A 13,822-nucleotide genomic window follows, 5' to 3' on the forward strand; every position below is an offset into this window, starting at 1 on the left:
CGCGTCAATGACAGCGAGCGCTCTACCCATAACAAAGAACACAAGGGGGTAGCATGATCAGCGATACCACATCCCTGGACAGTGTTTCCTGTCAGGTCGTTGAAGCCTTGAACAAGGTGATTCTCGAGCTTCAGACCGAGGTCAGCAGCGCGTCGATCGCTACGTTTCATCAACAGGCGCTTGAGCGGGTGCGCGTGCTGGTGCAGTTCGACAAGGCCTGGTGGGGAAGATCCACCTGGCGTGACAACTGGCCCGTCGAGCACAGTTCCTTTTTGCTCGGCCTGCCCACTGGTTACGCCGCCGAGTGGGAGCAACTCAAGACCTCGGATGCCAGTGTCGGCAAAATGCATCAGACCCAGGGCGTCTGTCAGGTCATTCACTGCACGGCAGCAGATGCCCCACCCGCGCTTGCCGAACTCGGACGCCAGTACGACCTGTGCTTCGCGCTGGGCATTGTCCTGACCGACCCGCACACCCAGCAGGGCGTGCATTTGACGCTGTTTCGCTCGGCCGACCACACGCCCTTTTCGCCCTTGGACAAACGCCTGATCGAGTGGCTGATGCCGCATCTGATCGCCGCTGAACAGGCCAGTTATCTGCGCACGCTCACGACCCTGCGCGAGACTCAGGGCGCCTACGATGAGACCGCCATGGCAGTGAGCGATCGTTACGGCGTGCTGCTTTCCATGGAGCCTGCGTTCTCGTCGATGCTCGGCTCGGAATGGCCTGACAGGCCGTCCAATCGTCTGCCCCGACAGTGCAACCCTCAAGAGGGCTATTCGAGTCATAACCTGCACATCACGTCGCAGCCGGTGGGCGACCTGGTTCTATTGACGGCGCGCCGACGCAGCAGTCTGGAACTGTTGAGCACGCGCGAACTTCAGGTCGCCCGAGGCTTTGCGGTCGGACAGACGTACAAGGAAGTCGCACGCAATATCGGTATGTCCCCCTGCACCGTCCGGCACCACTTGAGAAAGATCTACAACAAGCTCGGTGTCACCCGTAAAGCGCAGATCGCTCAGTTGCTGCATTTGACTGACGGCTGACGCCAACGCGTTCCAGCCCATTTCCGGTTTTTCCAATAACTGCCACCCCGCAAGGGAGGGCCGTGCTCGCCCATAAAAATAACAAGGCACTTACCGATGTCATTAAAAAACCACTTCCTTAGCGCTTCAGGGCTCGCCATGGCGATCCTGTGGTTATCGTCCACAGCGTGCGCCACCGAGAATGCGGCGCCCACGACAGCCGCTGGCGTTTTTGACTTTGGCGCAGGTTTCATGCCGCCCAACACCCCCAATGGCACCGTCGGCATGCGCATCAGTAACTACCACGCGGATGTCATCAAGGACAGCCACGGCAATGACAGCCCCAACGACTTCCAGATCAACGTCCTGGCGATCGGCCTCGCCTACTTGCGAATGACCGAGCAGGAGTTTTTGGGGGCCCGCTATGGTTTCGCGGTGGTGCCGATCTTCTTCAAGATGGATGCAGACCTGGGCGTGAACGCCGGGGGGCAACGGGTCTTCAGCGACAGTGCATCGCTGTTTCGTCAGGCGGACCTGCAAGTGGTGCCGATCATCCTGGACTGGAAGCTCGGACCGGGGCTGGGCATCAATGCCCAACTGATGTTTCAGGCGCCCACCGGGGACTATGACAAAAACCGTCTGGTCAGCCCTGGCACCCATCACTGGACGGTTTCTCCGCTGCTGAATGCGACCTACATTTCACCCGGCGGCTTCGAGGTTTCCTCGAGTTTCCAGATCGATATAAACGCGCGCAACCCCGACACCGATTACCGCAGTGGCGTTGAATACCGACATGAGTTTGCAGTGGGCCAGCATGTGGGCGACTGGACCGTCGGCATTGGCGGCTACTACTACCGGCAGCTGTCGGACGACGACGCGCCGGGACTGACCCGCGGCAACCGCGCCCGGGTAATCGCAGCAGGCCCTGCAGTGAGTTACTTCAAACCCGGCTCAGGTCTGCCGCCCATCTGGTTGCACGCCTACAAGGAGTTCGACGCCCACAACCGTGCCGAGGGCTACACCGTAGCGCTGCGTACCGGCATCAGCTTTTAAGTGGCGTGCGCAACGCGACGACACGCTTTCAATCCTGGAGACGATCGATGAAAGACCTGCACGAATTATTCAATACGCTGGACGGCCGAGGCCTGGCAACACTGGTACGCAATGGCGAGGTGACCCCCGGCGAGCTGCTGGAAACCGCTATTGAGCGGGTCGAACAGGTCGAGCCCGGCCTGAACGCCGTCAGCGAAAGGCTTTACGATCAGGCGCGCAGCCAGGCGAGCGGGAGCAGCGTCAGACAGGGCGTCATGGCAGGCGTACCGACCCTGGTGAAAGACATGTTCACCCCGATGACCGGGGCTCGCATGACCAGTGGCTCGCATGCGCTGGGCGAGTTTCGCTCAGACATCGACTGTGAAATCGTCAGCCGGCTGCGTCAGGCAGGCTGCCAACTGATCGGAACGACCACCGCGCCTGAATTCGGCGTGTCCTACAACACCGAATCGCAACGCTTCGGCGCGACCCGCAATCCCTGGAATCCGCAGCACAGCGCGGGCGGTTCCAGCGGGGGTGCAGCAGCGCTGGTTGCGGCGCGCGCCATCCCTTTCGCCCATGGCAACGATGGCGGCGGCTCGCTTCGCGTACCGGCCTCCTGCTGCGGCGTATTCGGCTTCAAGCCATCGCGCGGTCTGCTGCCGTCCGGCCCGATGGTCGGCGAGGGCTGGGCAGGCCTGAGCACGGCCCATGCGATCACCCTGTCGGTAGGCGACAGCGCCGCCCTGCTCGACGCCACTGCAGGGAGTGACCTGGGGGCTCCCTATGCGGCGCCCGTGCCGGCGACGCCGTTTGCACACGCCGCAGGACGCGATCCCAGGCGCCTGAAAATCGCTCTGATCTCGGCAATATCACCCTGGCCCGCCGAACCGGAAGCCCTGGCGGCACTGCAGCACACGGCGGCCTTGCTGGAGACGCTCGGCCATTACGTGGTGCCGGCGACGTTGCCGGTCCGGCTGCCTGAATTCCTCGATGCGACGTTCGACATCATCGGCTCACACACCCAGGGCTACCTCGATCTGCTGGGCAAAATGCGCGGTTTCCCGATCTCTATGGACGAACTGGAGCCGCGCACCCGCGTCATTCTGCGCGAACGCGGGCAACTACCGGCGACACGCTACATTTCCGCGGTCGAAGCGATGCATGCACTGGGCCGGGCGATGGCCGGTTTCTTCGAAGAGTACGACATTGTCCTCACCCCGACGCTCAACCGCGCGCCGCCGCGCCTGGGAGAACTGGCCTTCGACGACGACAGCCGGTCCCTGCAGGACTTCATCGCGCTTTCGCACAGCTACTCGCCCTACACGGCGATCTTCAACGCAACAGGCCAGCCGGCCATGTCCGTGCCCCTCTACTGGACAGCCGATTCGCTACCGCTGGGCTCTCACTTCGCCGCGCGGTTTGGCGACGAGCTGACCTTGCTGAGCCTCGCCGGGCAACTGGAGCGCGCCCAGCCGTGGGCCGCACGCAGGCCGCCTTTGAGCGCTTATGCGGGTTGATGCGAAGGGATTTTTGCCAGCGACGCAGGCAAGGTCACCGGCGTGGTCTTGCCTGCAGAAGCCCATAGAACCGAGGATGCAGCGCATTTTACTGTGCTGCGTGAACCCCTTCACTGTTCAAGATGACTGCCTTTCATATGCCAGATAAAACCCGATGGGGTAGAATAGCCGCCTTTTCCGCCATGCCCCCTTGAGGACTGCCATGTTCAGCCGTGATTTGACTATCGCCAAGTACGACGCCGATCTGTTTGCCGCCATGGAGCAAGAAGCTCTGCGTCAGGAAGAACACATCGAGCTGATTGCCTCGGAAAACTACACCAGTCCGGCCGTCATGGAAGCTCAAGGCTCGGCCCTGACCAACAAGTACGCCGAAGGCTACCCAGGCAAGCGCTACTACGGTGGTTGCGAGTACGTCGACGTTATCGAGCAACTGGCCATCGACCGCGCCAAGGAGCTGTTCGGCGCTGATTACGCCAACGTTCAGCCGCACGCCGGTTCGCAAGCCAACTCGGCGGTCTACCTGGCCCTGCTGCAAGGCGGCGACACCATTCTGGGCATGAGCCTGGCCCACGGTGGTCACCTGACCCACGGCGCCAGCGTTTCGTCCTCGGGCAAACTGTACAATGCCGTTCAGTACGGCATTGATGCCAACGGCATGATCGACTACGACGAAGTCGAGCGCCTGGCTGTCGAGCACAAGCCAAAAATGATCGTCGCCGGTTTTTCTGCCTACTCGCAGATCCTCGACTTCCCGCGCTTCCGTGCAATCGCTGACAAGGTCGGTGCCTACCTGTTCGTCGACATGGCTCACGTAGCCGGTCTGGTCGCCGCAGGCGTCTACCCGAACCCGGTACCATTCGCCGACGTCGTGACCACCACCACGCACAAGACCCTGCGCGGTCCACGTGGCGGCCTGATCCTGGCGCGCGCCAACGCCGAGATCGAGAAGAAGCTGAACTCTGCAGTATTCCCTGGCTCCCAGGGCGGTCCGCTGGAGCACGTCATCGCAGCCAAGGCCGTGTGCTTCAAGGAAGCGCTGCAGCCTGAGTTCAAGACCTACCAGCAGCAAGTGGTGAAGAACGCCAAGGCCATGGCCGGCGTGTTCATCGAGCGTGGCTTCGACGTCGTGTCCGGCGGTACCGAGAACCACCTGTTCCTGCTGTCGCTGATCAAACAGGACATCTCCGGTAAAGACGCCGACGCCGCTCTGGGTCGCGCCTTCATCACCGTCAACAAGAACTCCGTACCAAACGACCCACGCTCCCCGTTCGTCACCTCCGGCCTGCGCTTCGGCACCCCGGCAGTGACCACTCGCGGCTTCAAGGAAGCAGAGTGCAAGGAGCTGGCCGGCTGGATCTGCGACATCCTGGCTGACCTGAACAACGAAGCCGTGATCGACGCGGTTCGTGAGAAGGTCAAAGCCATCTGCGCCAAGCTGCCGGTTTACGGCGCTTGATAAGCCTGGTTTAAACGCAGTACCAAAAGCCCCGACTCGTGAGAGCCGGGGCTTTTTGCTTTATATCCGATCATCAGCTAACGGAGATAAGGAGCTCAGGCTATGTGCTCTTTCAGTGACGTAAGGAAGCTTGATCAGCGGTGGCCTGCCTGATGAGAGATTCCTTGGTTTTTTGTTATGGGAACAGTTTGGAAGTGAGAACCATACACTTGCGATAAACCTAGCCCGCCCTGCTATTTCACGGACGGCACACCGAGAATACACAAACACCTCTCGAAAGAAGAGTTGGCGCTGTCCGAAATCCTGACCCAGCCAGTACCTGAGCCTGCAGAAAAGGAAGTTCACAGCATGTCTGGTATAGTCTGAATTGGGCGGGTAAAAATGCCGCGCTGATCGGGACTGTTGGGACCCACGGAGACATCGTGATTGGTGGCTCGGGCACCGTGATAATCGGTGATTCGCACACTCCGGCACCGTTTATACCCCCACTCCCACTTTTACTGAAAAAGACCTATGGACATGCTTTCAGTATAGTTGATAGTGAAACAGATCAGCCCCTAGCCGGAAGAAACTTCACCGCCACCGTTGATGGCCAAAAGATTACCGGCGTCACCGATAGCGAAGGAATAGCGAGCGTTAAAACCTCAAGCAAAGATGCCACTATTTCTATCAGTATTGATTTTATCTCCCCGGCGCGTTTAAATCACCCACCACTGTCACTGTCAATGATAGAGCCGCGACCAGAGAAGCGATCATCAGGCTTCTCAGAAAAAACAAATGCGAATTCGTAGAACGATCGTCTTGGGGAGCGTATAAAGCAAAAGGTGAAAGGGTTGATGATTGGGACTACACGATGATCGCCCTTCACCATGCAGGCCGGAGTGTAGGCTGTGGTAGGGGCGCAGAACAAATGCTCGATATTCAAAAAGAGCACCAGGCTAAATTTTATGATATCGGTTACCACTACGGCATCGACTGCACGGGAAAAGTCTTCGAAGGACGGGACATAAGATTCAAAGGCTCGAGTGTACATAACTACAACACAGGTGTCATTGGTATCGTTTTACTAGAAAACCTGACAACTGCCGAAGAAGGTGGCGATGTGGTAGCTCTGGCTCGTCAGGCTCTTGAAATCATCAACGGCAACATGGACCAGAAAATACCTGCCGTACAAATCGACGCCCTTCTGACTTTGACTCACGCCCTGACCAGTGTTTTCAGAGTCACAGTTTTAGGCGGGCATCGTGAATTTCCCATGCAAGCCGGTGAAGGAAAAATCTGCCCCGGTAACATCGGAATGGAATTGGTAAGAAACCTTCGAATCAAAACTAAACTTTTGCGGCCACCCTCTTCATGAAGTTATTGCTCATCACTGTTCTCATCACACTTGCCGCCGTTCTTTATATCGGTTACTACGAAAAGATGGAGGATACCTATCCAGAAAAAGTTTTCTTCATCAAGAAAAGTCCGACACCCAAAATCAAGTTTGAAAATATTTTCGCTTACGAATCAGATGATAAAAAACTGAGTCAATTAAGCGAAACCGAGCGCCAGCTAGTCATCCAGTACTGCAAGTATCGCCTAGGCGTGACGACGACTTTGAAAAACCAAAACGAGCTTGACGAATGCAAACAGAGATAAGCCGGAGCTGCGTCTAAGATTCGTCTCTGAGGGCTCGCTGCCAGCGTGCTGCTTTCGAAGTGACTTATTTTTCTTGCACGGCCTCAAGCGTCTCACGCGCACGTTGAACTTGTTAAAAATCTCCTCTCCCATCGTCCACTTTCCGAAAGATTAGAATCTTGGCTATTGGGCTGCTTACATTGGGCAGCTGTTGAGCTCGGACAAGAAAAGCCTTTACTCAAAGCTGCGTGATGAGTCTGGATTTTTAGAATTCAGCTATCCGTTGTATGCAGTGAAGCATTTAACTTTTCGGTGCTTCCTTCAAACAAGGCAGATTGCCTTTGCGAAATTCTGTCGTGTTAAATTACGGCTCGATGAGCAAAGCATGTGCGGCGCGATTTACGCCGAACAGCGCAAGATCAGATTTGACCGACTGAACAATCAGGACGACGACAGATGAAACCGATTTACCTTACCCTGCTTTCGCTCGGGCTGCTTTTTATCCTGGCTGCAGGTTTCATCGCCATGGACGGGCTGTCCGATAACGCCCAGGCCAGCGATGTCGCCATTGTCCTTGGTTCAAAAGTCACGCCAGACGGCGCCCCGTCCGCACGCCTGCAAGCCCGACTTGATCGTGCGGTGGAGCTTTACCAACAAGGACTGGTCAGGAACATCATCGTGAGTGGAGGCACCGGCGTGGAGGGTTTCAACGAAGCCGTCGGCATGGCCAACTACCTTGTGGAGCGCGCGAGGCTGCCGCGTGAAGCGATTCTGCTTGATGAGCAGGGCAATACCACAAAAGATACTGCCCGCAACAGCGCACAGATCATGAAACAGCGCGGCTTCAAGAGTGCTGTTGTGGTGACGCAATACTTCCACATTACCCGAAGTCGATATGCCCTGAATCAGGCGAGCGTCACCCAGGTATCGACGGCACATGCCCGCTATTTTGAATGGCGCGACCTGTATTCACTTGCGCGAGAAGTTGCAGCGCTGCCCGTCTATTGGTGGGCTGAAAATACCTGACAGCGCTCAGTCACCCACGCATAACCTCACTCCACCATCGCCGCAAACCCCGCCCGTATCTTCTCCTCCGGCAATTCATCGGCAATGAACACAATCACGCTCTCGCGCTTTTCGCCTTCGGCCCACTCCGTATCCCAGTCAAAGCCGTACAGCTTGAGCACGCCCTGAAACACCATCTTGCGTGGTTCGTCTTCGATGTTGAGCACGCCCTTGTAACGCAGCAGTTGTTTGCCGTGGTCTTCCAGCAGTTCGTTCATGAACTCGCTGAGGCGGTCAAGGTTCAGCGGTTTTTCGCTGCGCAGGACCAGGCTGCTGATCCGGTCAGCGGAATTGCCGGCCGGGGCCAGCGGGCGCAGGATCATGCCGCCGCCCAGATCGGCATTGAGGTTGAAGCCGCGTACGTCGAGCAGTTCGGCGAGGTCGATCCTGCCGTGCTCGACAATACGGATCGGCGCACGGCGGTTGATGCGGGTCAGGCGTGCACTAAGGGCCTCGAAGGCTGCGTCGTCGACCAGATCACGCTTGCTGACCAGCAACCGGTCGGCAAAACCGATCTGCGCCTGGGCGATGGTTTGCACCAGGTGGGTATCGGCGTGCGCGGCGTCGACCAGGGTAATGATGCCGTCGAGGATGTAACGCTCGCGCAGCTCTTCATCGATGAAGAACGTCTGCGCGACCGGCGCGGGATCGGCCAGACCGGTGCATTCGATCACCAGTCGGTCGAAAGCGATCTCGCCGCTGTCCAGACGCTCCAGCAACAGGTAGAGCGCCTTGGTCAGGTCAGTGTGGATGGTGCAGCACACGCAACCGTTGGACAGGGTCATGATCTGTACGGGGTCGGTGCCGAGCAACTGGCTGTCGATGCCTGCATCACTGAATTCGTTTTCAATCACGGCGATTTTCAGGCCGTGTTCGGCCTTGAGCAGGTGGCGCAGCAAGGTGGTCTTGCCGGCCCCCAGAAAACCGGTCAGCACGGTCACGGGGATGGGTTGCAACTCAGTCATAAGGCTCCTGGCGTGAGGCATTCAGCTGAAATGAAAACGCGCCACAGGTGATGGCCTGCGGCGCGTCGGATCAAACCATAACGCAGATCAGCGGATCAACAGCACTTCGGACCGGCCTTGCCGCCGTAACGGGCCTCTTGCCGCTCCCGAAAGAACTGCTCGTAGGTCATCACCGGCTTGTCCGGATGAGTGTTCTGCATGTGTTCGACATAGGTGTCGTAGTCCGGCATGCCCACCATCAGGCGCGCGGCCTGACCGAGGTATTTGCCGAGGCGACTCAGGTCATTGAACATGGGCAAATCCTCTGTGGGTATCCATCATCACACCTGTGACGCTGGCGGCATGGCCTGGAACGGAGCTTCCTTGTCGGTGCGCTCCTTGGTGCTCCAGGCCGCACGGCCGACTTTAATGGCGTAGAACAGGATGCTGACCACCACGAACAGAAACAATATGGTCAGCCCGGCGTTGGTGTAAGCGTTGAAGATAACGTGCTGCATCTGGTCCATGGTCTTGGCCGGGGCCAGAATCTGACCGGCATCGGCCGCCGCGCTGTATTTCTTGGCCAGAGCCAGGAAACCTACTGCAGGGTTGGCGTCGAACAGCTTGATCAAACCAGCGGTCACGGTGCAGATCAGCAGCCAGGTGGCAGGCAGCATGGTCACCCAGACATAGCGCTGGCGCTTCATCTTGATCAGCACCACGCTGGCCAGCATCAGGGCGATACCGGCAAGCATCTGGTTGGAGATACCGAACAGCGGCCACAGGGTATTGATGCCGCCCAGCGGATCGATCACGCCCTGATAGAGCAGATAGCCCCACAGTGCCACGCAACCTCCGGTGCCGATGGCGTTGGCCGTCCACGACTCGGTGCGCTTCAGGGCCGGAACGAAACTGCCCAGCAAGTCCTGCAGCATGAAGCGTCCGGCACGTGTACCGGCGTCGACTGCGGTCAGGATGAACAGCGCCTCGAACAGAATCGCAAAGTGGTACCAGAACGCCATGGTGTTTTCACCCGGCAGCACCTGATGAAGGATCTGCGCGATACCGACGGCCAGCGTCGGAGCACCACCGGCACGGGCCAGCACAGTGTTTTCACCGATGTCTTTCGCGACAGCGGTCAGTTGCTCAGGCGTGATGGCAAAGCCCCAGCTGGACACGGTCTGCGCAACGGTCACCACGTCACTGCCGACCACCGCAGCCGGGCTGTTCATGGCGAAGTACACACCTGGCTCGATCACCGAAGCGGCAACCATCGCCATGATGGCCACGAAGGACTCCATCAGCATGCCGCCGTAACCGATGTAACGGGCGTTCTTCTCGTTATCCAGCAGCTTGGGCGTGGTGCCCGACGAGATCAGCGCGTGGAAACCCGACACCGCACCGCAGGCAATGGTGATGAACAGGAACGGGAACAGTGCGCCCTTCCAGACCGGGCCTGTGCCGTTGGTGAACTGGGTCAGGGCCGGCATTTTCAGCTCGGGCGCCAGAATCAGGATGCCGATCGCGAGTGCCAGAATGGTGCCGATTTTCAGGAAGGTCGACAGGTAGTCACGGGGCGCAAGCAGCAGCCAGACCGGCAGCATGGCCGCTACAAAACCGTAACCGACCAGCATCCAGGTGATCTGCACGCCGGTGAACGTGAACATCGGCCCCCAGGTCGGATCCGCCGCTACCATGCCGCCGACCCAGATCGAACCGAGCAACAGAATGACGCCGACGATGGAGATTTCACCAATGCGTCCTGGACGGATGTAGCGCATATAAATGCCCATGAACATCGCGATCGGGATCGTCGCCATGACCGTAAACATGCCCCACGGGCTCTCGGCCAGGGCCTTGACCACGATCAGCGCCAGCACCGCCAGGATGATGATCATGATCAGGAAACAGCCGAACAGTGCGATGGTGCCGGGAATACGGCCCATTTCCTCGCGGACCATGTCGCCCAGCGAGCGTCCGTCACGGCGCGTGGAAAGGAACAGGATCATGAAGTCCTGCACCGCACCGGCCAGCACCACGCCGGCAATCAGCCAGAGCGTACCGGGCAGATAGCCCATTTGCGCTGCCAGTACCGGGCCGACCAGCGGGCCTGCGCCAGCAATGGCTGCAAAGTGGTGACCGAAGAGGATGTGTTTGTTGGTCGGCACATAGTCAAGACCGTCATTGTTGACCACCGCCGGTGTCGCGCGCAGCGGATCGATCTGCATGACGTGAGTGGCGATGAAAAGACTGTAGTAACGATAGGCAACCAGGTAGATAGCTACCGCAGCGACCACTATCCACAAAGCGTTGATCGCCTCTCCGCGACGCAAGGCCACGACCCCAAGGGCACATGCCCCGACAATTGCGACGATGAGCCAGGGAACATGGCGCATCAGACTATTATTATTTTTCATTTTTTTATTCCAGCAGAGTTGACTAGAAGGCAAGCCATGCGAGTTTAGCGCCGGATCAGCGAAAGACCACCCCCAACCAAGGTCTAGGTCGAAATTTGATCAATTGCGGCAGATACCCGGCATAGAGGGCTGGAATGGCCTCGACAGATGGCGTTCCGATCACAAAACCGCGATGCGGAACTGTTCTGCAATTGCTTTCCGGTCTATCGTGCATGGACAACAGAATAGATCAGATAACGACCTGCGCGCTGACTCCGGTGGCGGTCAACAAGAGAGTTCATTCGATGACCGACTCACCTGCAGATCGCCGTCGTTTCAAACGTATTGCCTTTGATGCCAAGACCGATCTGAAGCAAGGCGACAAAAGCTGGAAAGTGAAACTGGTCGACCTTTCTCTCAAAGGGTTGCTGATCGACCGGCCTGATCCGTGGAACGGTGATCAGACGCAGCCCTTTGAAGTCGACATCATTTTAAGCAACGATGCCCATGTAAAAATGGATGTCGAAATCACCCATGACAACAACCGGCAACTGGGCTTCGTTTGCCGGCACATTGGGCTGGAGTCAATCAGCCACCTTAGGCGGCTGGTCGAATTGAACCTCGGAGACCCCGAGGAACTGGATCGGGAACTGGCAGCCTTGATCGAACTGCAGGAATAATCCTCAGGTCGAGGTTACTCGAACAGCGCATCCAGGGCCTGTTCAAGTCGCGTAACGGCAATGATCTGCAAGCCGGGCGGCGCTTCTTTCGGCGCGTTGCCCTTGGGCACGATGGCGCGTTTGAAACCGTGTTTGGCGGCCTCCTTAAGGCGCTCCTGGCCGCTGGGCACCGGCCTGACTTCACCCGACAGCCCCACCTCACCGAACACAAGCAAGTCATGCGGCAGCGGACGATTGCGCAGGCTGGACATGACCGCGGCCATCAAGGCCAGGTCGGAGGCGGTTTCCAGCACTTTCACGCCGCCTACCACGTTGAGGAACACGTCCTGATCGTGAGTGGGAATGCCGCCATGGCGATGCAGGACTGCCAGCAGCATGGCCAGACGATTCTGATCCAGACCCAACGTCACGCGGCGCGGGTTGGACATGTGACTGTCGTCCACCAGTGCCTGCACTTCCACCAGCATCGGCCGCGTGCCTTCCCAGGTGGCCATGACCACACTGCCCGGCACCTCTTCCTGCGCACGGGTGAGAAAGATCGCCGACGGGTTGGAGACTTCTTTCAGGCCCTTGTCGGTCATGCCGAACACGCCCAGCTCGTTGACCGCGCCAAAGCGGTTCTTCACCGCGCGCAGCAAACGCAGACGGCCGTCAGATTCGCCCTCGAAATACAGCACGGTGTCGACCATGTGCTCAAGCACACGCGGACCGGCCAGGGCGCCTTCCTTGTTGACGTGGCCGACCAGGAAGATCGCCGTGCCGCTCTGCTTGGCGTAACGCACCAGCAACGCGGCGCTTTCGCGAACCTGCGACACGCCGCCAGGGGCTGACTGCAGCTGTTCGGTGAAAATCGTCTGGATCGAATCGATCACCATCACCTTGGGCTTCTCGACCTTGGCGGTGGCAATGATGGTTTCGATACAGGTTTCGGTCATGACCCGCAGCTTGTCCTGCGGCAGCCCCAGGCGCCGGGCGCGCATGGCGACCTGCTGCTGGGATTCCTCACCGGTGACATACAGCGCAGGCATGCGCTGGGCGATATTGCACAGCGTCTGCAAGAGGATCGTGGACTTGCCGATGCCGGGGTCACCGCCGATCAGCACCACCGAGCCGTCAACCAGACCGCCGCCGAGCACCCTGTCCAGCTCGGTGGAGTTGGTGGAGAAGCGCGGGATTTCTTCGACACTGACTTCTGCCAGGGTCCGGATCTGCGCCTGCGAACCGGTCCAGCCGGTGCGCCCGGTAGGCGGCGCGGCGGCACCGCTTTCAATCATGGTTTCGACCAGTGTGTTCCAGGCACCGCATTCGCTGCACTGGCCCGCCCACTTGGGAAATGTCGCGCCGCACTCGGTGCAGCCGTACAAGCGTTTGGCCTTGGCCATGACAACCCCAGTCGTTAGAAAACGCCCATGATAACGCAGGTTGCAACACCTGCCAGTCGCTGGGCGACGACTGCTTTTGAAAACCGGATAAAACTTACGCGGACGACTCCGGTCGATTGAACGTGGCACGGGCGGCAGCAGTACGTCTGGGCTACACTCATCCGGATCAATTTTATCTGCTACAAGGAATTACCCCATGAGCGTGCTTAAGGAATTCAAGGCATTCGCGGTCAAAGGCAACGTAGTTGATATGGCCGTCGGTATCATCATCGGCGCGGCATTCGGCAAGATCGTTTCTTCCTTCGTCGGCGATGTCATCATGCCGCCGCTGGGCCTGCTGATTGGTGGCGTCGACTTCAGCGACCTGGCCGTCACCCTGCGCCCCGCGCAAGGGACTGCACCTGCGGTACTGCTGGCGTATGGCAAATTCATCCAGACCGTCCTCGACTTCATCATCGTCGCGTTCGCGATCTTCATGGGCGTCAAGGCCATCAACCGCCTGAAACGCGAAGAAGCCAAAGCCCCTACCCTGCCGCCAACGCCCTCCAAGCAGGAAATCCTGCTGGGCGAGATTCGCGACCTGCTCAAAGAGCAGAGCAAACCGGCAGCGCCCATTACCGTGGATCCTGCGCGTACGCTTTAATTGAGCAAGGCCTGCACCTGCAGGCCATCGGCCCTAACCACGATGGCACTGACGACGCA

At 58.7% G+C, this 13,822-nt stretch carries 13 protein-coding genes and 1 pseudogene; 10 read left to right on the forward strand and 4 right to left on the reverse strand.

The genetic code is table 11. The features are described from left to right. Positions 1-53 precede the first annotated feature (53 nt). From P406_RS13525 to P406_RS13555, 8 genes and pseudogenes are all read left to right on the forward strand, one after another. Positions 54-1,046 carry a helix-turn-helix transcriptional regulator gene (locus tag P406_RS13525; RefSeq protein WP_046236450.1) on the forward strand — a complete coding sequence of 331 codons (993 nt, stop codon included), beginning with the start codon at positions 54-56 and terminating at the stop codon, positions 1,044-1,046. A gap of 96 nt (positions 1,047-1,142) precedes the next feature. Continuing rightward, the gene (locus tag P406_RS13530) at positions 1,143-2,078 is read left to right on the forward strand and encodes a SphA family protein (protein WP_046236451.1); all 936 of its coding nucleotides are present in this window, start codon (positions 1,143-1,145) and stop codon (positions 2,076-2,078) included. Between the two features lie 47 nt (positions 2,079-2,125). Beyond that, on the forward strand, positions 2,126-3,577 hold the full coding sequence (locus P406_RS13535) for an amidase (RefSeq protein WP_046236452.1): 1,452 nt from the start codon (positions 2,126-2,128) through the stop codon (positions 3,575-3,577). Between the two features lie 202 nt (positions 3,578-3,779). Continuing rightward, positions 3,780-5,033: a serine hydroxymethyltransferase gene (gene glyA / locus P406_RS13540; protein WP_003340745.1), complete on the forward strand. Its 1,254-nt coding sequence runs from the start codon at positions 3,780-3,782 to the stop codon at positions 5,031-5,033. Positions 5,034-5,407: 374 nt separating this feature from the next. After that, positions 5,408-5,824, forward strand: a pseudogene (locus tag P406_RS27715) (hypothetical protein); the annotation flags it as partial. Between the two features lie 62 nt (positions 5,825-5,886). Further along, the gene (locus tag P406_RS13545) at positions 5,887-6,390 is read left to right on the forward strand and encodes a peptidoglycan recognition protein family protein (protein WP_082100801.1); all 504 of its coding nucleotides are present in this window, start codon (positions 5,887-5,889) and stop codon (positions 6,388-6,390) included. After that, a complete protein-coding gene (locus P406_RS13550) occupies positions 6,387-6,674 on the forward strand; it encodes a hypothetical protein (RefSeq protein WP_046236453.1) in 288 nt (95 codons plus the stop codon). The genes P406_RS13545 and P406_RS13550 overlap by 4 nt, the downstream gene beginning before the upstream one ends. A gap of 435 nt (positions 6,675-7,109) precedes the next feature. Further along, positions 7,110-7,679, forward strand: a complete 570-nt coding sequence (locus P406_RS13555; RefSeq protein ID WP_046236454.1) for a YdcF family protein — start codon at positions 7,110-7,112, stop codon at positions 7,677-7,679. Between the two features lie 26 nt (positions 7,680-7,705). On the opposite strand, the gene yjiA is transcribed toward P406_RS13555, so the two are convergent. The 3 genes from yjiA to P406_RS13570 form a co-directional block, all read right to left on the reverse strand. Continuing rightward, positions 7,706-8,683, reverse strand: a complete 978-nt coding sequence (gene yjiA, locus P406_RS13560; protein ID WP_046236455.1) for a GTPase — start codon at positions 8,681-8,683, stop codon at positions 7,706-7,708. Between the two features lie 95 nt (positions 8,684-8,778). Beyond that, positions 8,779-8,976: a YbdD/YjiX family protein gene (locus P406_RS13565; RefSeq protein WP_003313802.1), complete on the reverse strand. Its 198-nt coding sequence runs from the start codon at positions 8,974-8,976 to the stop codon at positions 8,779-8,781. A 27-nt stretch (positions 8,977-9,003) separates the two neighbouring features. Beyond that, entirely contained in the window at positions 9,004-11,079 is a 2,076-nt protein-coding gene (locus tag P406_RS13570; RefSeq protein ID WP_003419090.1) for a carbon starvation CstA family protein, read from the reverse strand. A gap of 284 nt (positions 11,080-11,363) precedes the next feature. Here P406_RS13570 and P406_RS13575 point away from each other — a divergent pair, with 284 nt between their 5' ends. Further along, positions 11,364-11,738: a PilZ domain-containing protein gene (locus P406_RS13575; RefSeq protein WP_003419091.1), complete on the forward strand. Its 375-nt coding sequence runs from the start codon at positions 11,364-11,366 to the stop codon at positions 11,736-11,738. 14 nt (positions 11,739-11,752) lie between these two features. Here the strand turns inward: P406_RS13575 and radA are convergent, their stop codons facing one another. After that, positions 11,753-13,120, reverse strand: coding sequence for a DNA repair protein RadA (gene radA / locus P406_RS13580; protein ID WP_046236456.1), 1,368 nt, complete (start codon positions 13,118-13,120; stop codon positions 11,753-11,755). Between the two features lie 196 nt (positions 13,121-13,316). Here radA and mscL point away from each other — a divergent pair, with 196 nt between their 5' ends. Beyond that, entirely contained in the window at positions 13,317-13,763 is a 447-nt protein-coding gene (gene mscL / locus P406_RS13585) for a large-conductance mechanosensitive channel protein MscL (RefSeq protein ID WP_046236457.1), read from the forward strand. Positions 13,764-13,822: the final 59 nt, after the last annotated feature.

The sequence above is a fragment of the Pseudomonas syringae pv. coryli str. NCPPB 4273 genome, assembly GCF_000972175.1.
In the GTDB taxonomy this organism is placed as follows: Bacteria; Pseudomonadota; Gammaproteobacteria; order Pseudomonadales; family Pseudomonadaceae; genus Aquipseudomonas; species Aquipseudomonas syringae.